This is a genomic window from Knoellia pratensis (assembly GCF_042666395.1).
Taxonomy (GTDB): domain Bacteria; phylum Actinomycetota; class Actinomycetes; order Actinomycetales; family Dermatophilaceae; genus Knoellia; species Knoellia pratensis.
Window position 1 is genome coordinate 1205166 of sequence record NZ_JBHTDJ010000001.1, and the last position, 19140, is coordinate 1224305.

Here is a 19140-nt window from a genome sequence, read left to right on the forward strand (position 1 = left end):
CGTGGTCGCCATGACCACTGACCAAGCTCTCGAACGCCGCGACACCAGCACCACCGGCCCGGCTCGGGTCGCCGCTCGCGTGACCGACCTCGTCAAGACCTACGGCTCCGGCGACATGGCCGTCACCGCCCTCAAGGGCGTGAGCCTCGACCTCAACCGACGCGAGTTCACCGCGATCATGGGCCCGTCCGGGTCGGGCAAGTCCACGCTCATGCACTGCGCGGCTGGGCTGGACTCGGTGACGAGTGGTTCGGTGCAGCTGGGCGACATCGAGCTCACCACGCTCAAGGAGAAGGACCTCACGAAGGTTCGGCGCGACCACATCGGCTTCGTCTTCCAGTCCTTCAACCTCATCCCGACGCTGAACGCCGAGGAGAACATCCTCCTGCCGCTCTCGATTGCCGGGCGCAAGCCGGACCGCGCCTGGTTCGACCAGGTCATTTCGACCGTCGGACTGGGCGACCGGTTGGGGCACCGTCCCGGCGAGCTGTCGGGTGGACAGCAGCAGCGCGTGGCCTGCGCGCGCGCATTGGTGAGCCGGCCCGAGATCATCTTCGCCGACGAGCCGACGGGCAACCTCGACTCGACCTCCGGCGCCGAGGTGCTCGGGTTCCTGCGTCGCTCCGTCGATGAGTTCGGTCAGACGATCGTCATGGTCACCCACGACCCGGGGGCCGCGAGCTGGACCGACCGAGTGGTCTTCCTCGCTGACGGCAAGATCGTCACCGAGCTGCGCGAGCCGACGCCCGAGCTGATCCTCGAGACGATGAAGAACATCGACTCGAACGCGAAGGGCTGACCGATGCTTCGCGCCAGCTGGAAGAGCCTCATGGCCCGCAAGCTGCGGCTGTTCATGAGTGCCTTCGCCATCATCCTCGGCGTGGCCTTCGTTGCCGGCTCCTTCGTCTTCACCGACACCCTCGGCAAGAGCTTCGACTCGATCATGAACGGATCCGTGGGCGACGTCGTCGTGCGCCCGGTGACCGGTGAGGTCGACCTCGAGCAGCAGCCGTCCAGCGCCACGCTCCCCGGCTCGCTCGTCAAGGAGCTCGCCGAGGTCGAGGGTGCGGCGCGCGCCGACGGCAACATCACCAACTTCGGCACGTTCGTCGTCGGCAAGAACGGCAAACTCATCGGCGGCTTCGGGCCCCCCGGGCTCGGGTTGAACTACACCGATAGCCCTGCCGCCAAGGGTCTGCGGCCACTCACGCTCGACTCAGGTCACTGGCCCCAGGGGCCGGGGGAGGTCGTCCTCGACAACAAGACCGCGACCAAGGCCGGCTATCTCGTGGGCGAGAAGGTCAACATCGTCAGCTCGGGCGCCCAGCCCCGGATCCAGGCCAAGCTCGTCGGGATCGCGACGATGGACGGAGGCCTCGCTGGTGCGAGCCTGTCCATCTTCGACACCGCCCAGGCTCGGGCCCTCTTCATGGAGGGCAAGGACGTCTACAGCGACATCTGGGTGACGGCCGCTCCGGGAACCAGCCAGGCGGAACTGCGTGACGCCGTTGCGGCCAAGCTGCCCAGCGGGGTCGAGGCCGTCACCGGTGACGCGGCCGCCAAGGCTGCTGCGAGCGACATCCAGGAGGCGCTCGGCTTCATCACGACGTTCCTGCTGATCTTTGCCGGGGTGGCGCTCGTCGTGGGTTCGTTCCTCATCGTCAACACGTTCAGCATCCTTGTGGCACAGCGGTCCCGCGAGCTCGCGCTGTTCCGGGCAATGGGGGCGACGCGGCGACAGGTGGCTCGATCGGTGCTCTTCGAGGCCACCGTCATCGGGCTCGTCGGCTCGATCATCGGACTGGGTCTCGGCGTTGTCCTTGCCATGGGCATCCGCGTCCTCTTCGGCCGGTTCGGTCTGGACCTCAGTGGCCAGTCGCTCATCATCACCCCCCGCACGGTCGTTGTGTCCTTGGTCGTCGGGCTCTTCGTGACCCTCATCGCGGCCTACCTTCCGGCACGCAAGGCGGGCAAGGTCCCGCCGGTCGCGGCGATGCGCGACGATGCCGTCCTGGCCGAGAGCGGCATGCGCGGACGCATCATCGTCGGTGGCCTCCTCACGATCGTGGGCGCCGCCCTGCTCATCACCGGGCTGTTCGTCGACGTGCCGAACCCCACCTACTGGGTCGGCGGAGGCATCCTCGGGGTCGTCCTCGGGGTGGCCCTGATCAGCCCACTCGTCGGGCGTCCGGTCATCGCGGCCATCGGCTGGATCTGGCGCAAGGTCTTCGGGGCCGTCGGCCTCATGGCCGAGCAGAACGCGCAGCGCAACCCGCGTCGCACCGCCGCCACGGCATCGGCGCTCATGATCGGCGTGACCCTCGTGTCGATGATGGCGGTCTTCGGGGCCAGTGCGAAGGCGAGCATCGACAAGTCCATCGAGAAGGAGTTCGTTGCGGACTACGTCGTGTCGAGCGTCGTGGGCACGCCGTTCTCGACCGAGGTCACGAAGGAGCTCACGGCCGTTCCCGGGGTCGAGGAGGTCGCGGCCTTCCGCTGGGACGCCCTCGACGTCAAGGGCGAGCGCGGTGGGGTCATCGGGATCGACCCCGGCCACGTCAGCGTGCTCGGGCCGACGCCGATGGTGTCGGGACGGCTCGCCGACCTCACGCCCACCACTGTGTCAATCTCGCAGGAGCGGGCCACTGCCGACAAGCTCGCGGTCGGGTCGAAGCTTGATCTGACCCGGGCCGGCGTGACGAAGCCCTTCACGGTGTCGGCCATCCACGGGGAGTCGGCGCTGCTCTCCTCGGACTACCTCCTCAGCCTGGCGGCGCTGGAGTCCCTGGGTGGGCCCAGGACGGACTCGTTCCTCTTCATCACCCGTGAGCCCGGGACCGTGCCCGCTGTGGTGGGTCGTGACCTCGACAAGGCCATCGCCGACCTCCCGGTCGTCACGGTCAAGGACCAGGGCGAGTTCGCCGATGAGCAACGCGCCCAGATCAACCAGATGCTCTACCTGATCTATGCCCTGCTCGGACTGGCCGTCATCATCGCGATCCTCGGCATCATCAACACGCTGGCCCTGTCGGTCATCGAGCGCACTCGTGAGATCGGACTGCTGCGGGCGGTGGGCCTCAGCCGGCGACAGTTGAAGCGGATGCTGCGACTCGAGTCGATCGTCATCGCCCTGCTCGGGGCGGCACTGGGCATCGGGTTGGGCGTGGTCTTCGGGATCGCCCTGCAGCGTTCGCTCAGTGACGACGGCATCGACGTCCTGTCGATCCCGTGGCCACAGCTCGGCCTCTTCGTCGCGATGGCCGGTCTGGTCGGGATCCTCGCCGCGTGGTGGCCGGGATGGCGGGCATCGAAGCTCGACATCCTGCGCGCCGTCACGACCGAGTAGTTGACCGACTTCGTGCCCTTCCCGGACCCACCTCGCTGCGCTCGCCAGGTCCGGGAAGGGCACGAAGTCGCAAGCAACCGGTGGCGGGCACGACCTCAGGGGTGTCGTGCCCGCCACCGGTGTCTGTGCGGCTCAGGTGAACATGCGCATGTTCTGGGCCTCGGTCTCGGCGTACTGAGCACCCGCGGCAGCGAGCACCTGACCGATCGAGTCGAGCGAGGTCTGGACCTGACGCTGGGTGCCCTGCCACTGGGTCACGACGCCATGGAACTGGGTTGCCGCCCCGCCCTTCCACGCGTCCTGCAGGGCGGTGAGCTTGGACAGCATCTGGGCGACCTGACCTTCGATCTGGCTCGAGATGCGGGCGATGTCACCGGAAGCGGCCTGGATGCGCTCGGTGTCGACCTGGAACTGGGCTGACATGTCTTGGTCCCCTTCGTCGGCGCCGCACCCTGTGGTGCGACCACTGACCTCCGACGCTAGGGAATTTCGCGAAACCCGCCGGAGAGTTGTCCACAGGCTCGGGTGGGCCGGTGCGGCATACGATCACGGAGTGCTCCTCATCGACCCGCCTGCGTGGCCGGCCCACGGACGGCTGTGGTCCCACCTCGTGAGCACGACGTCGTATGCCGAGCTGCACGACTTCGCGGGACGTGCCGGCATCTCGCGGCGTGCGTTCGAGGGAGATCACTACGACATCCCGCAGGAGCGCTACGACGACGTCGTCGCTGCGGGTGCCGTCCCCATCGACGGTCGAGAGTTGCTCAAACGCCTGCGGGACAGCGGACTTCGCATCTCCAAGCGCAAACATGAGCGCGTCGTCATGAGCACCCCTGGCGCGCCGTGGCTGCCGCCGGGGAGCCGGGCCGACGTGATCGCCTCGCGACAGGACAACCCGCCCCCGAACACCGTGGTGGTGCGAGCCGTCGTCCGCAACGCTGGTGCGCTGCTGGTCGTCGAGCGCGCCGACGGTCGCGGCCTGGACCTCCCCACCCGGACGGTGGGTGACGGACAGAGTGCAGAGGACGCGTTGCGGGCACTGGGCGACGAACTCGGCGTCGCGGCTGAGGGCGCCGTGCTCCTCGGCTACGTGCGCAACGTCGTGAAACAGCCTGACGTCACCTATCCGTGGCCTTCGCCGAACGCATGCTTTGCCCTCTACGCCGTGGCCACCGACGGACTCGAGGACGCCTCGGGCACGTGGTTGCCGTCGCAGAGCCAGATGTCGGAGCTCGGTGAGCGGCACTGGTGGCCGCTTGTCGACCCGGGTGCTCAGGTGCCGGAGCACGTGCACCCCTGACGAACCCGGGGTCGGCTCAGGGGCAGGCGGGGGAGTCACCCCATGGTCCCCGCCCAGCCGGGATCCTAGGTTGGCAGTGACAGGTCGATCGGCGACACCCGCAGATCTCAATACCCCTGTCCCAAGGGGCGATTCGCATGTTCGAGACCGTCAACACTCTCATCGAGCAGAACGCTGCTGCTCTGTGGGTGCTGCCTGTGCTGTTCCTCCTGGCGACGTTCGATGCGCTCATTCCTCCCGTACCGAGCGACTCCGTCGTGATCACCCTCGCGGCGTTCGGCGCCGCCACCGGCTCACCCCACCTCGTCGCGCTCGGGCTCGTGGCGGCCCTGGGAGCCTTCCTCGGCGACAACCTCACCTTCCACCTCGCCAGACGCTCACGCCTTCGCGAGCTGCGCCACAGCCCGAGGCCCAAACTGCGGCAGGCCTTCCTCAGAGGTGAGCGCGAGCTCGACCGGCGCGGAGGGATCGCGATCGTCATCGCGCGATACATCCCGGTGGGGCGCGTCGCGGTCAACATCACCGCAGGTGCAGGCACCTTCTCGCAGCGACGATTCGTCCTGCTCTCCGCGCTGGCAGCGCTGAGCTGGGCGACCTACTCCGTCGCCATCGGCGCCCTCGCGGGTCACTGGGTGCAGGACAACCCGCTCCTTGGTGCGTTCGGCGGTATCGCGCTCGCTGGAGGCCTCGGGCTCGTCGTTGATCGGGTGTTGCAGCGCCCATCGAGAACCGGTGCGCGCGATGTTCAGTCGTTCTGAGCGAGGCGGGTCAGTTCACGGGTGAGGTTGCGCCGGGCGGCCGGCTCCCACTGCTGACGGGCCTGCGTGGTCCGATAGACGGACTCACGCTCGAGGAAGGGCGCCAGGATGGCGGTGCGGCCCCGGGCGTACGCGTCGTCGGGCACGGCGGCATACTCCCGCCGGACGGCTGTGCAGTAGTCGTCGAAGCGGCGTTCGGACGCGCTGAGGATCCAGAGGTCGGCGTCGTGGAAGGCTGCCTGCGGGCCGCGAGTCTCCTGGACGTCGTGAGCCTCCGATGCCAGGACGAGTGACACGACCGCGTCCACGACCTCCGTGCCGATTCCATTGGCGGACAGGGTGGTTCGCGCCAACTCGGCGCTCATCCGCTCGTTCTCCGCTCCAGCGGTGATGTCATAGACCGCGTCGTGTAACCACGCGGCGAACACCACGCACGCCCACTCTGTGTCGCCGCCGAGTGCGCTGTCGCGCAGCTGGCTCAACCCGTCGATGACCTCGTCGAGGTGACGCAGGTCGTGGTAGCCGCGATGAGCCTCGGACCACCGCTTCGCGAGGTCCTCGCGAACGGAGACGAGGCCGTGCGCGTCACCCCTGACGGCCCGCACGGCCTCGTCCCACATCTCGTCCCGCAGCATGCGGGCCAGTCTCTCAGGCGGTCGCCGCCGGCGGTCGGGTCCGGTCCAGAGCTTTCGCGTATGCCGTCCCGCTGGCCAGGAGCAGAAGTCCCGTGACGATGAACGCCACGACCCGCCACAACCCGTCGAGGGTGGCGAGGTCGAAGAGGAACAGCTTCGCGACGCTGACGGCGGCGAGGCCCAGGCCCAGTCGCAGCGACAGGGCGCGGTGCGCCTCCGCCTGCAGCCCGCGCAGGAGGAGCCAGGCGGAGGTGACCATCCACAGGACGGTGGCGAGCGCGTGACCGGCGAGGAAGCCGGCGGAGGTCGCCTCGAGCGCCTTGCCCACGAGCAGTCCGATCGAGATGACGGCCACGGCGGATGTGGCGAGCCCGGCGATGAGCGCCCCGATCCGGGTGAGGCGGCGAACGCGGACCGGGATGCCGCGGACGACGTCCACACCCCAGGCGCCCAGGGCGGCGATCCCGCCGGCCAGGAGGCTGTCGAGCAATGCGGTGGTGGCGTCGTGGTCCCGGGCCATGCCCAGTTCGACGTAGGCCGCCGGGTGGGTGAGGTAGGCGACCGAGGCGACCACTGTGGTTCCGGCGGCGACCCAGAGCGTGACGCGAGAACGCGTCGTGACGGCCGCTGCGGCATACCCAAGTGCAGTGATCAAGATGCCGGTGACGACCCAGCGCTCCGGAGCGCCGCTCATCACCGCGAGCAGGGCCGAGACACCCGAGATCGCACCGATGGTCGTGGCGAGCGTCGTGGGAACCGGGCCGATCGGCGCGCGTGACGTCACGGCCAGGGCGACGGCGAAAGCGACTGCAATCAGGGCGAATCCGGTCGTGCGTAGCGTGTCGCCATGCACCCCGAACGCCACGAGCAGCGAGATCGTGGCGGCGGCCAGCGTGGCGCTGCCGATGAGGTCCGCCCGGTTGTGGCGACCAGCGGACACGGCACCGACAAGGGCCAGGCCGGTGAGCGCGGCAGCCGCACCGATCGCGATCCTGGACGGCGCACCGTCACCCTCGGCGACGGCGATGCCCAGGAGGATCAAGCCGGTCGAGGGCATGGTGCGGGCCACGGCGAGCATCGGCCAACCGCGGTCCCCGCGGGCCAGGAGCGCAGCCGCCGACAGGATCACGACGAAGAGCGAGACCTCGTCGCCGAACTTCTCGGTGACGACGGGAGCAAGGAGCGTGGCGCCGAGGACGGTGAGCACGGCGAGGAGTTGGCTGTTCCAACGGCGGGCGAGGAGAAGTCCGGTGACGGCGACGGCGCCGGCCAACACCAGACCGGCCACCTGGGGGACCCAGCCATAGACGGTCGTGACGGCGACGACGTCAAGGTAGCCCGCGGCATACCCGGTGGCCGCGAGGGCGACCGGAGCGGCGCTGGAGCGTCCTCGCGACGTCTCGCGGGCCCGCACGACGTGGCCGGTGGCGACGAGAGCAACGGCGAGCAGGACGCCGAGGGCGACCCGCAGCTCGGGCACGAACCAGCCCTGCTGCATCGCGAGGGCGAGGAGCATCGCGATGCCCACGAGCGTGACGACGGCGCCGGCGACCGCGAGAACGCGGGTGACCGCACCCTCGCGCTGCCACCACGACGGCACGGCTTCAGGGACCGGGGGTGCAGCCGGAACGGGAGCGGGACCTGGTGCCTCGACAGGCATCCCGATGGGTGCGGTCGAAGGCGCCGGTGAGGACATGGAAGCGGCTGCGGGAGCGGGAGGGGCCACGGTGACCTCGCCCATCTCCAGGGAGGCGCGCATCCGAGCGAGGCCGTTGCCCACGGCATACATGCGGTTCATCGCGTCGGCGAACTCGGCTTCGAGGCGCCGCACGTCCTGCAGCTGTTGCGTCATGTTCACAGGATGGAACGACGAGTACCCCGACTCCATGAGTCGGGGTACTCACCGGATCACTCAGGTGCTGGCGTGCCTGCTGAGTGGTCGGGCGTGGGTCCGTCCCTGTTCGGACTCACTGGCGGGTCAGCTTGCGGGGGCCGCGACGAGGTTCGCCGAGATCTCCTGGGTCTTGTTGTCGCGCAGGACCGTGAGCTTCACGGAGTCGCCGACGGAGTACTCGCGGATGTGGGCGACGAGTGCCTCGGCGGAGTCGACCCGCTCGCCGTTGACCGCGATGATCACGTCGTTGACCTTCAGCCCGGCCTTCTCGGCGGGAGTGCCCGGGGAGACGGTGCTGAGCTTGGCTCCGGCGCGGGTGGCGCTGCCGTCGGAGGCGGTGCCGTCGACCGGTGCGACCCCGAGGTAGGCGTGCTCGGCCTTGCCGTCCTTGATGAGCTGCTCGGCGATCGAGGCGGCCTCCTTGGCGGGGATCGCGAAACCGATGCCGATGTTGCCGCTCTGCGACGACCCGGACGAACCGAGGGACGCGATCGAGGAGTTGATGCCCACGAGCTGGCCATTGGCGTTGACGAGGGCGCCACCGCTGTTGCCGGGGTTGATCGCCGCCGACGTCTGGATGGCGTTGGTGACGACCGGCTCGCTGCTCGACTGCTGCTGCTGTGGCGTCTGGTTGCCGAACGGGTTCTGCTGCTGCGGCTGCTCCTCCTGCGCGGCTTCGGTGGTGACGGGGCGGTTGACGGCGCTGACGATGCCGGTCGTGACCGTGCCGGCCAGGCCCAGGGGGTTGCCGACGGCCATGACCGGGTCGCCGACCTTGAGGGCATCCGAGTCACCGATCGAGATGGGCTGGAGGTCCTTGGGCGCGCCCTCGATCGTCACGACGGCGAGGTCGGTCGACGGGTCAGTGCCCTGGATCTTGCCCTTGAACGCCCGGCCGTCCGAAAGCGTGACGGTGAGCTCCTGGGCGCCGGAGACGACGTGGTTGTTGGTGAGGACGTGGCCGGAGTCGTCGATGATGACGCCCGATCCCTCACCGCTGTCCGTCTTGATCGCGACGACGCTGGGGGAGACGGCGGCGGCGGTGGCGGTCCAGTTCGGTGACTGGGGGTCGGTCTGGGAGACCGGTGCGGTCGATGCGCCGCGACCCAGGCTGGAGGAGGGGGACGCAGTGGAGGGGTTCTGCGTGTCCTGCGACCCCAGCTGGGTCGCGGCGTACGTGCCGCCCGATGCGAGGGCGGCAGTGAGCGCAGCCACCGCGAAGAGTTCCCCCATCCGACGCCGCTGAGGAGGCTTCGGTTCAGGGTTCTGCGGGGCTGCCCCGTAGGCCGGTGGCGGGGGGAACACCGGTCCGGCGGGCTCGTGGGCGCCGTACCACGTGGTCGGCGCTTCGTGGCCGGGCTGCGACGAAGGGGCCTGGGGAGCGGCCTGCTGCGGGAGCGTCTGGGTCACGGCTCCGCCCTGGGGAGCCGGGGTGTCGGGGGTGTTGCTCGTCGACGGTCCGGTCTGTCCCGGTTCGGTGTTGCTCATCTTTGGTCTCCTTCGTCGGGCTGGCACTGCCTACTCAAGTGCCTCGACATCAAGAGTCGCTGGACCGGGCCTGTGAGGGGCCTGTGGGTATGCGAACCACGAACGTCGCACCGCCGCCGGGAGTGGGCTGCACGCCGACGCGACCGCGATGTGCGGCCACGATGGCCGCGACGATCGCGAGTCCGAGACCGTTGCCGCCCCCGGCGCTGCGACCGCGCGAGGGGTCGGCCCGATAGAACCGCTCGAACACGCGATGCGCTGTGCCAGAAGGGATTCCGTCACCGTGGTCGCGAACTTCGATGACACCGTCGGTGCCGTCCTTGCCGACGGCGAGTTCGATCGGGGTGCCTTGCGGCGTATGCCGGACGGCATTGGCGACGAGGTTCGTCACCACCTGCCGGAGTCTCGATTCGGATCCCCACACCACGGTCGCGTCAACGGGCCCGCCGAGGCCGGTGAGAGTGATCCGTCGACCACCGGAGCGCACCCGCGCGTCCGAGGTGGCGTCGGCGGCCAGGACGGTGAGGTCGACCTCGCCCATGGCAGTCGTGGGTTCCTCGTCGAGCCGGGCCAGGGTGAGGAGGTCCTCGACGAGTCCGCTCATGCGACCCGACTCGGACTCGATGCGTTCCATCGCCGCGCGGGTGTCGTCGGCGCTCGAGATGGCGCCCTGGCGGTGCAGCTCGGCGTAGCCGCGGACCGTCGCCAGGGGAGTGCGGAGCTCGTGGCTCGCGTCGGCGACGAACTGTCGCATGCGGTCCTCGGATGCCTCGCGAACGGCGAACGACGTCTCGATCTGGGCGAGCATGGCGTTGAGGCTGCGGGACAGGGACGTCACCTCGTCCTCGGCTGCTCGCACCGGGATGCGCTTGGTCAGGTCGCCACCAGCGATGGCGGCTGCGGTGTCCTCGATCTGGGCCAGGGGACGGAAAGCCCGCCGGACGGCATACCACCCGAGCAGTGCCGAACCGGCGAGGACAAGAGCGCTCAGCGCCCCGGTTGTCACGAGGAGCCGCGTCACCGTGTGCTTCACCGACTCCAGGGGGACGCCGACGGCAAACGTCGCCTCGTTCTTTGAGGTCTTGCCTGCGACGAAACGCCAATTCACGTTGCCATGAAGGGACTTCACCGTGAAGGGTCGGTGGGTGGTCACCCGAGCGTCATCGAGGGCAAGTCGTGGAACATCGGGTCGGAGGTCCTCACCCGTCGGATTCACGGCGATCGTCGGTGAGTTCACCGGGAAGAGAACGAAGGCATAGCCCGTGGGTGTTGTCTTCGCGTCCCCCCGGCTGAGATCGGCAAGTGCCTGATTCGCCACGGGCGCCGTGACGCTGTGCAACTCGTCGTCCACGCGGCTCATGAGATCTCGCTGCATGAGGTAGGCCGTGGCGAGGTTGGAGAACAGAAGAGCCGCGGCGAGAACCATGAGCACGATCGCGACGAGCCGCACGCGCAGCGGCATCGCCTCGAGGCGGCGTACCACCGCCCGGGGTGCCGGTGAGCCGGCCATCAGCCCTGAGGGGGCAGGCGCAGCACGTAGCCGACACCGCGCTTGGTGTGGATCAGCGGCGGCAGGGCCTCGGTGTCGATCTTGCGCCGGAGGTAGGAGATGTAGGACTCGACGATGCCGCTCTCGCCGCGGAAGTCGTACTCCCACACGTGATCGAGGATCTGCGCCTTCGACAGCACGCGGTTGGGGTTGAGCATGAGGTAGCGCAGGAGCTTGAACTCGGTCGGGCTCGTCTCGATGACGCGGCCGGCGCGACGCACCTCGTGGCTGTCCTCGTCGAGCTCGAGGTCCTCGAAGCGCAGCGCGGAGTTGTCGTCGATGTCGCCGCGCGTGCGTCGCAGGACGGCGCGAATGCGAGCCACGACCTCCTCGAGGCTGAACGGCTTGGTGACGTAGTCGTCGCCGCCCACAGTGAGGCCCTTGATCTTGTCGTCCACCGAGTCGCGGGCGGTGACGAAGACGATGGGCAGACGGCGGCCGGACTCACGCAGCTTGCGGGTCACAGCGAAGCCGTCCATGTCGGGCAGCATCACGTCGAGGACGCAGAGGTCGGGGTGGTGCTGGTCGGCGAGCTTGACGGCCTCGCCGCCGGTCGCAGCGGTGACGACCTCGAAGCCGGCGAAGCGCAGCGAGGTCGCGAGGAGCTCACGGATGTTGGGTTCGTCCTCGACGACGAGGAGCGTGGCTTCGGGGACCTTGGCTGTGGTTGTCACATTGCCAGTGTCCGCCCCGAGTCTGGGAGTTGTCTGGACGTATGCCGTGTGCTCGCCGGCGCCCTAGGCGGGGTGCTGTTCCTTCGTCAGGTGCAGCAACCAGTCCCGGCCGGTGTCGATCAGGGCGTACCGTCGCGCGCCGGACTGTCCGTGCAGGACGAAGACGAACCGGCGGGGAGTGCGGTCGACGAGCTCCCACCAGCCGCTGTCGGCGATGTCCTTGTCCTCGTCGGTGTACGTGGCGTGCTCGAGGTCGTGGTCAGGAACCGCGACGGCGAGCCGATCGTGGGCCGGGTCGTCGGGTAGGCCACGTGGGACCGCCCACGACCGAAGGGCCCCGCCCTCCTCGAGCCGCAGGTCGAAGTGGGGGCGCGGTTTGCGGTGCTCGTGGAGCACGAACACCGGGCGTTCGCGAGGGTTCGCTGCATCGGCCACGGGCCCATTGTGTCGCGATTTGGCTCAGCGGGACTGGAGGGCGTCCAGGGCCACGGACATCGCTGCAGCCACACGCCAGTCGATGGGCTGGGCGCCGTCGACGACGGGGAGCTCGACCTCGTAGACGTCGCGCAGTGCCGGCTTCTTCGTGGAGCTGAGGACGACCTGGCCGTCGGGCAGCGTGAAGTCGAAGTGGAAGAGGAACGGGATGGGGATTTCGCCGACCACAGGGATGAGTCCCCAGACGCGGCGCACGATCGCGATGGTCTGGTTGCGTTCCTGGCCCAGGGCCACGCGGCCGTCGGCGGTGGTGAGGTGCCACGTCGAGCGCAGCAGCGACTTGCCGAAGTCCTTGCGGAACTGACCGATCGGCGCCCCTGACGCGTCGGTGATGTCATAGGTCGCCCCGAGGTCCATGCGCGTGCGCGCCTTGAACCCGAACACCGGCTGGGTCTTGCCTGCATCGGCGAAGAACGTCACCTGCTCCTTGAACGCCATCCGCTTCTGCTCAGCGAACGCCCAGAGTCCGGTCTCGGCGCCGTCCGGACCCACACCGTGGATCTCGTAGCGGTTGACCATCATCGTGAGTTTCTGCCGCATCCGGAAGCGGGTGGGCTGTGCGGTCGGGGTGCCTTGGGGCTGCTGCGTCATGGCGCAACTGTCACACACGCTTCGCGGCGGCGTATGCCGGGTCGTCACCTTCCGGGGTCAGACTCGGGGTCCGTTCCGGGTCACCCCCCACCACCACCCGACTTCGTGCCCCGGACGGACAATCGTCGCAGCGCTCCTCAGTCCGTCCGGGGCACGAAGTCGGTGATCAGGGGTTCCGGGGGATCCCTGACTTCGAGATGACCACTTCCTGGCGGGGCGACCACGCAGAGGTGGTCGCCCGGCCAAGAACTGGTCATCTCACGCCGACGGACTGACCGGCCGCCCGACGGAGCGACACCCACGGAGGTCTCCGGATCGCGAGGTAAGCGCAGGTCAACGCGCCAACAGCACCGCTCAGCATGAGCATCACGCTCAAGTAGGGCAGCGGAAAGTAGGCACCGGCACAGTCGGGATGCGGCAGCGGGTCCGGTCGCCCGAAGAGGGCGGCCCCGCAGTTGACGAACTCCGCATTCGGCTCGACCGAACTCAGCGGTGCGACCCCCAGCGCCCAACCCTGCGCCGTTGGCGCGAGAGGCGCTCAACGTGGCGACCGGCGCCCGCATGCGGGCGCCCCTGGTCAGCCTGAGCGCCGTTCGCGGCAGCGGCGCAGAAATGCGTCCCAGAAACCTCAGGTGAGGTCGTCGGCGTCGACGATCCGGTAGGCGTAGCCCTGCTCGGCGAGGAACCGCTGGCGGTGGGCAGCGAAGTCGGCATCGACGGTGTCACGCGCCACGACGGTGTAGAAGTGCGCGGTCCGGCCGTCACCCTTGGGGCGCAGGACGCGGCCCAACCGCTGGGCCTCCTCCTGGCGCGACCCGAACGTCCCGGACACCTGGATGGCGACGCTCGCCTCGGGCAGGTCGATGGAGAAGTTCGCGACCTTCGACACGACGAGCAGGCTGATCTCGCCGTCCCGGAACGCGCTGTAGAGCCGCTGACGTTCGGTCACCGTCGTCTCTCCGGTGATGACTTCGGCGCCGAGTCGCGTGGACAGCTCGTCGAGCTGGTCGAGGTACTGGCCGATGACGAGAGTGGGCTCGCCGCGGTGCTTCTCGACGAGCTTCTCGACGACGGGCAGTTTCGCGTCCGAGCAGGAGGCGAGGCGATAGCGGTCCTCGGCTTCAGCGACGGCATACGCCATGCGTTGCCCGTCAGGAAGCGTGACCCGCACTTCCACGCAGTCGGCCGGGGCGATGTAGCCCTGCGCCTCGATGTCCTTCCACGGTGCGTCGAAGCGCTTGGGACCGATGAGCGAGAAGACGTCGGACTCGAGGCCGTCCTCGCGCACGAGCGTTGCGGTGAGGCCCAATCGACGTCGCGCCTGGAGGTCGGCGGTCATGCGGAAGATCGGCGCGGGGAGCAGGTGCACCTCGTCATAGACGACGAGTCCCCAGTCCTTGGCGTCGAGCAGGTCGAGGTGCGTGTAGACGCCCTTGCGACGTGTCGTCAGCACCTGGTAGGTCGCGATGGTGACGGGGCGGATTTCCTTGCGGGCCCCGGAGTACTCACCGATCTCGTCCTCGGTGAGGCTCGTCCGGCGCAACAGCTCGTCCTTCCACTGCCGCGCGGAAACCGTGTTGGTCACGAGGATGAGAGTCGTCGCCGACGCCTTGGCCATCGCGCCCGCACCGACGAGCGTCTTGCCCGCGCCACAGGGGAGGACGACGACGCCCGAGCCGCCGTCCCAGAAGCCGTCGACGGCCTGCTGCTGGTAGGGGCGCATGACCCAGCCATCGCTCTGGTCGAGGGTGATCGTGTGCGCCTCGCCGTCGACATAGCCGGCTTCGTCCTCGGCCGGCCACCCGACCTTGAGGAGCTCCTGCTTGAGGTGGCCGCGCTCGCTGGGGTGCACGATGACCGTGTCCTCGTCGATGTGGTCGCCGATGAGGGGCTTGATTCGCTTGTGCCGCAACACTTCTGTGAGCACCGCGCGGTCGGTGGTGCGCAGGACCAGACGGCCGTCCTCCTTGGTGAGGGTGAGGCGGCCGTAGCGCGCCATCGTGTCCGCTACGTCGACGAGCAACGCGTGCGGCACGGGGTAGCGGCTGTGCGTCACCAGCGCATCGACGACCTGCTCCGCGTCGTGTCCGGCCGCGCGGGCGTTCCACAGGCCCAGGGGCGTGATGCGATAGGTGTGGATGTGCTCCGGCGCTCGCTCCAACTCGGCGAACGGTGCAATAGCGCGCCGTGCCTCAGCCGACTTGGGGTGGTCTACCTCGAGCAGGAGGGTCTTGTCGCTCTGAACAATCAGTGCGCCGTCAGTCACGCGACCTCAGTAGGTGTAGTCGGAATCGGAATCGGAGCCGTAGCCGCCGTCATCGAACATGCCCGAGGCGCCGAGGACGAAGAAGGCGATTGCGCTGATGATGGACAGTGCGACGACAACTCCGAACGCGATCCAGCCCCACTTCGCCATCTTGCGCGAGTCCGCGGGGTCGGTGGCGTTCTTCGTCAGGCCCAGGATTCCAAAGACCAGCGGAGCAATCATGAACGGGTTGCAGCAGGCGACCGTGCCAATCCCGGACAGGATCGTCAGGACGAGCGCGCTCGTGTTCTGCGGCGGCGCGGCGCCGTAGGCGGGCGGCGGAGCCTGCCACTGACCAGGAGCGGAGTATGCCGGGTAGCCGCCTTGCGCCCCCGGCGCACCGGTCGCGGCGTAGGGGTCGTAGGCCGGCTGGGGAGCGGCGTAGGGGTCGCCCGCAGGAGGCGGCGTCGCGGCATACGGGTTCGTGGGCTGCGCGCTCGACCCGGCGTAGGGGTTGCTCTGGCCCCGCGGCGCCTGGTAGGGCGCGTCATAGCTGGGTGAGCCGTACGACGGGGGAACGGGCGGGACAGGCGGAACGGGCGGGACCGGCGGCGCGAACTCAGAACCCTGGGGGATCTGCTCGGTCGGCGACCCCTGGGGGATCTGCTCCGTGGGCGGGGTCGCGTCCTGGGATGGCGCAGTCCAGTCCGGGCTGGCTGTCGGATCCGTGAACTCCCCTGAACGCGGGTCCTTGTCGTTCTCACTCATGGGCACAAGGTATCCCGCCTGCCCGGGGCTCCGTGCCGATGGCCGACAGATCGGAGCAGGCAAACGGATCGGAGCAGGCAGGGCGTGTCAGGATCAGGGGCATGAGCATGCGCACGCCGCAGGTCGAAGCCGATCCCACCCTCCCGCCCGAGATCACCATCTATGAGGTCGGGGCACGTGACGGTCTGCAGAACGAGAAGTCGATCGTCCCCGCCGAGGTCAAGGCCGAGTTCATCCGGCGCCTCGCGTCTGCCGGGCTCGAAACCGTGGAGACGACGTCGTTCGTCAACCCGCAGTGGGTGCCGCAGCTCGCCGATGCCAGCGAGGTGCTCGAGCTCCTCGGAGACGAGGGCCGCGGGCCGAAGCGGCCGGTGCTCGTCCCCAACGAACGCGGCCTCGACCGCGCCCTCGAGGCGGGTGTCGGTGCCATCGCCATCTTCGGCAGCGCAACCGAGACGTTTGCGCGCAAGAACCTCAACCGCACCGTCGACGAGTCGATCGAGATGTTCCGTCCCGTCGTTCAGCGCGCTCAGGACGCCGGCCTCTGGGTTCGGGCCTATGTGTCGATGTGCTTCGGGGACCCGTGGGAGGGTCCGGTGCCGGTGGACCAGGTCGTCGGTGTCGCAGAGCGCCTCATGGAGCTCGGCTGCGACCAGCTCTCGCTCGGTGACACGATCGGAGTCGCAACGTCGGGCCACGTCTCGCGGCTGCTGGATGGGTTGGGAGACAGAGGTATTGGCGTCGATCGCGTCGGCGTGCACTTCCACGACACCTACGGGCAGGCCCTCAGCAACACCCTCGTCGCGCTGCGTCATGGCGTGACCGTCGTGGACTCGAGTGCCGGCGGTCTCGGTGGCTGCCCCTACGCCAAGAGCGCCACGGGCAACCTCGCCACCGAGGACCTGGTGTGGGCCATGGAGGGTGCCGGCGTGCGCACCGGCGTCGACCTCGAGTCGCTGCTGGCCACGAGTGCCTGGATGGCGCAGCAGCTCGGCCGTCCCTCGCCCTCAGGCGTCGTCCGCGCCCTCACCAGCTGACTTCACCCGCCGCGTTGCCCGGCCGGCCAGCTCAGTCGGTGACGACGCCGGTGATGCGGTGGATCGAGAGGGTGCGGGTGACGCCCTCGTTCACTCCTGAGACGCGGCCGCCGTCGATGCGCTCCGGATAGAAGAGCAACCGCTGGGTGCGACCGACCCCGTCGGAGTAGCCCAACCACACGGCTCGCCCGTCGGCGATGGCCTCACGCAGCACGGCCATCGAGGTGGTGGGGTCGTTGGCGGGGATGGCCGGTCCGGCCCGCCCGTCCATCGTCACGCTGGCGCGCGACGTCGCCTCGGCCTCGGCCGCGCGCAGGCCCGCGACGAGGGAGTCGAGCTGCGCGAGGTCCATGGCCTGCACCAGCGCGGGGTCGACGGCTCGCTGGCGCACGGCCCGACGCACGGGTCGCGTCGGCACCGTGACTGTCCCGGAAGGGGACTCGGACACTGGGGCGAATCCCTCTTCGCGCAGCATCTCGAGCACGACCTCGGGTCCCACGGGTGAGGTGAGGACGGTCGGGGCGATGCGTCGCAGTTGCAGGGCAGCGAGCTTGCGGTTGGCGAGCATGACGTCCAGTCCACCCTCGTCCTCGCTGCGGATGACGGCACTCACACCGCGCACCCGGATCGTGCCGTGACGGCGAGCGACATCGCGCACGAGGTACTCGAGGGGCTGTGGCACAGGGGTGCTGCTGGCGTCACGCAGCCCGGCGAGGATGTCCTCGCCCGTCCAGCCGGTGTCGAGGCAGCGCCGGATCGAGTCCTCGCTGAAGCGGTGGACCGTGGCGCCGCCGCGCGATTCAACGTCGGCGACGAGGCGCAGGAAGGCGGCCAGCGAGCCGGTCACCGGCCCGGGTGCGATGGCAGTGAGGTCTGCCTGCAGGAGAACGGCATCGACGGGGGCAGGCAGGTGGGGGTGGATCGACTCGGCGACCGGCTTGAGGTCACCCTCGCTCGCCAGCAGGGCTCGGCCGCCGACGCTGAGGGCGCCGTGGCCGGTCACGCCGAGCCAGGAGGCTTCGCGCAGAACGGCTTCGACGACCTCGTCGAGGGTGCGGGGGACCCGGCGCGGTCGGCGCCAGCGCACGGCCCCGGCGAGGTCGGTGGCGTTCGGCGCGAGACCTTCGTCAGCGGCTGCGAGAAGGTCGAGCACGCCTCGGCGCAGGGTGCGGATGGGCGGCCACTGCCCGTCGGTCCCGAGGGCGTTGATGACGGCCGAGGTGTCGGTGCGGCTGCCGACCCGGTGCGGTGCCCGGGTCGTCGTGAGCCACGCGAGAGCCAAGCGCGCCCAGCGCTCGCCGCCGGGTTCGGTCTGCCAGATGTCGTACTCGGCGGTCGGCACCCAGTGCGGGTCGACCTCGCCGTCGTCGGCGACGAGGTCGGCGATGAGGGCAAGCTCCACGAGGTATGCCGTGTGCTCAGGTGTCGTGTCGAGCTGGGCTGCCGCTGCCTTGAGGTCGCGGACGGCCAGGCCACCGGTGCGCAGGACCCGTGGGGGCGTCTGCGACCAGGAGTCGAGAAGCTCGTCGAGCAGGGCCAACACTTCACTGGCGGAGGCTCCGGCGGCGGCGTCGACCTGCTCGACCTGACGCTCGGCGCCGGCCACCGCAGGTGCATCGAGCTGAGGGTTGCGGTGGACGCGCCCCTCGCGGAGCACCATCGCGACCTCGCGAGGCAGAGCGATCTGGTCGGAGGCCACGGCGCGCACGAGCCCGTGGGCGAGCAGCCAGCGGGGGCCGTCGTCGGCGGGACCGCGACGCCCGGGGGCATCTGCGGCGGGGACGATCCCGACGGAGGGCCCCCAGGTCAGGCGGTCGAGGATGGCGCGGGCACGCGGCGGGGCCAGGGCGATCTCGGCCCGAAGCGTCTCGGCGTCGGGCGCTGCCGGACCGGGGAGGTCATCGGCGGCCAGCCCGAGCCCGGCGACGCCTTCACCGAGGACATCCACTGCGGTGCGGGTGACGATGAGGCCGTGCGGCGCGCGCCAGACGAGGGCGAGCCGCCAGAGGTCGTCGACGAGAGCGGTGACCCGGTCGAGGTCGGCGCCGTCGAGCAGACGGGCGAGCGCGTCCGGGCTGACAGCTTCCGCGCCGATCGCAGCTGCTTCGAGGGCCTGCAGGTGGGCGGCGTCGAGCCCGTCGATCGCGCGGACGGTGCTGGCGCGGGTGGAGCTGCGGGAGGCGAGAGCCGTGAGGTCGCTGGGCGCCGGCCGGGCCAGGTCGGGTCGGGCCGCGAGCAGGGCGGCGAGCTCCTCGTCGGATCGTCCCCTGATGTCATCAGCAAGGGAACGGATAGGGGAAGAGGACGCGGGCAGCACTGCCCTACCGTACGTCCCGAACGGCCCACCTCCGGTCCGGCGT

Annotated in this window: 16 protein-coding genes; 5 read left to right on the top strand and 11 right to left on the bottom strand. The window is 69.5% G+C overall.

The genetic code is table 11. The features are described 5' to 3' along the window. Positions 1 to 10 precede the first annotated feature (10 nt). Together ACFQRE_RS05830 and ACFQRE_RS05835 are read left to right on the top strand one after the other, a co-directional pair. On the top strand, positions 11 to 799 hold the full coding sequence (locus tag ACFQRE_RS05830) for an ABC transporter ATP-binding protein (RefSeq protein WP_380119873.1): 789 nt from the start codon (positions 11 to 13) through the stop codon (positions 797 to 799). Between the two features lie 3 nt (positions 800 to 802). Continuing rightward, positions 803 to 3346, top strand: a complete 2544-nt coding sequence (locus ACFQRE_RS05835; RefSeq protein WP_380119875.1) for an ABC transporter permease — start codon at positions 803 to 805, stop codon at positions 3344 to 3346. Positions 3347 to 3478: 132 nt separating this feature from the next. Here the strand turns inward: ACFQRE_RS05835 and ACFQRE_RS05840 are convergent, their stop codons facing one another. Continuing rightward, entirely contained in the window at positions 3479 to 3769 is a 291-nt protein-coding gene (locus ACFQRE_RS05840) for a WXG100 family type VII secretion target (protein ID WP_380119877.1), read from the bottom strand. A 130-nt stretch (positions 3770 to 3899) separates the two neighbouring features. On the opposite strand from ACFQRE_RS05840, the gene ACFQRE_RS05845 reads away from it, so the two are divergent. Both ACFQRE_RS05845 and ACFQRE_RS05850 read left to right on the top strand, forming a co-directional pair. Further along, the gene (locus tag ACFQRE_RS05845) at positions 3900 to 4646 is read left to right on the top strand and encodes a DUF4031 domain-containing protein (RefSeq protein ID WP_380119879.1); all 747 of its coding nucleotides are present in this window, start codon (positions 3900 to 3902) and stop codon (positions 4644 to 4646) included. 137 nt (positions 4647 to 4783) lie between these two features. After that, the gene (locus ACFQRE_RS05850) at positions 4784 to 5404 is read left to right on the top strand and encodes a DedA family protein (RefSeq protein ID WP_380119881.1); all 621 of its coding nucleotides are present in this window, start codon (positions 4784 to 4786) and stop codon (positions 5402 to 5404) included. Here the strand turns inward: ACFQRE_RS05850 and ACFQRE_RS05855 are convergent. The 9 genes from ACFQRE_RS05855 to ACFQRE_RS05895 all read right to left on the bottom strand — a co-directional run bounded on the left by ACFQRE_RS05855 (position 5392) and on the right by ACFQRE_RS05895 (position 15743). After that, positions 5392 to 6039: an HD domain-containing protein gene (locus ACFQRE_RS05855; RefSeq protein WP_380119883.1), complete on the bottom strand. Its 648-nt coding sequence runs from the start codon at positions 6037 to 6039 to the stop codon at positions 5392 to 5394. The two genes, ACFQRE_RS05850 and ACFQRE_RS05855, sit on opposite strands and share 13 nt — an antisense overlap. A 13-nt stretch (positions 6040 to 6052) precedes the next feature. Continuing rightward, positions 6053 to 7891: a DUF2339 domain-containing protein gene (locus ACFQRE_RS05860; protein ID WP_380119885.1), complete on the bottom strand. Its 1839-nt coding sequence runs from the start codon at positions 7889 to 7891 to the stop codon at positions 6053 to 6055. A gap of 126 nt (positions 7892 to 8017) precedes the next feature. Beyond that, the gene (locus ACFQRE_RS05865; protein ID WP_380119887.1) at positions 8018 to 9421 is read right to left on the bottom strand and encodes a S1C family serine protease; all 1404 of its coding nucleotides are present in this window, start codon (positions 9419 to 9421) and stop codon (positions 8018 to 8020) included. A 49-nt stretch (positions 9422 to 9470) separates the two neighbouring features. Then, on the bottom strand, positions 9471 to 10931 hold the full coding sequence (locus ACFQRE_RS05870; RefSeq protein ID WP_380119890.1) for a sensor histidine kinase: 1461 nt from the start codon (positions 10929 to 10931) through the stop codon (positions 9471 to 9473). Beyond that, positions 10931 to 11644: a response regulator transcription factor gene (locus tag ACFQRE_RS05875; protein WP_380119892.1), complete on the bottom strand. Its 714-nt coding sequence runs from the start codon at positions 11642 to 11644 to the stop codon at positions 10931 to 10933. Before ACFQRE_RS05875 ends, ACFQRE_RS05870 begins: the two co-directional genes overlap by 1 nt. A 63-nt stretch (positions 11645 to 11707) precedes the next feature. Then, entirely contained in the window at positions 11708 to 12079 is a 372-nt protein-coding gene (locus ACFQRE_RS05880) for a DNA polymerase ligase N-terminal domain-containing protein (protein ID WP_380119894.1), read from the bottom strand. Positions 12080 to 12103: 24 nt separating this feature from the next. Next, entirely contained in the window at positions 12104 to 12730 is a 627-nt protein-coding gene (locus ACFQRE_RS05885) for a hypothetical protein (RefSeq protein ID WP_380119896.1), read from the bottom strand. Positions 12731 to 13358: 628 nt separating this feature from the next. After that, positions 13359 to 14996, bottom strand: a complete 1638-nt coding sequence (locus ACFQRE_RS05890) for a DNA repair helicase XPB (protein WP_380119898.1) — start codon at positions 14994 to 14996, stop codon at positions 13359 to 13361. A 6-nt stretch (positions 14997 to 15002) separates the two neighbouring features. Continuing rightward, positions 15003 to 15743 (bottom strand): DUF4190 domain-containing protein, encoded by a 741-nt coding sequence (locus ACFQRE_RS05895; RefSeq protein WP_380119900.1) that lies wholly within the window; start codon positions 15741 to 15743, stop codon positions 15003 to 15005. Between the two features lie 107 nt (positions 15744 to 15850). Here ACFQRE_RS05895 and ACFQRE_RS05900 point away from each other — a divergent pair, with 107 nt between their 5' ends. Further along, positions 15851 to 16780 (top strand): hydroxymethylglutaryl-CoA lyase, encoded by a 930-nt coding sequence (locus ACFQRE_RS05900; RefSeq protein ID WP_380120441.1) that lies wholly within the window; start codon positions 15851 to 15853, stop codon positions 16778 to 16780. A 31-nt stretch (positions 16781 to 16811) separates the two neighbouring features. Here ACFQRE_RS05900 and ACFQRE_RS05905 read toward each other — a convergent pair whose 3' ends face one another. Further along, positions 16812 to 19097 (bottom strand): helicase-associated domain-containing protein, encoded by a 2286-nt coding sequence (locus ACFQRE_RS05905; RefSeq protein WP_380119902.1) that lies wholly within the window; start codon positions 19095 to 19097, stop codon positions 16812 to 16814. Between the last annotated feature and the right edge of the window lie 43 nt (positions 19098 to 19140).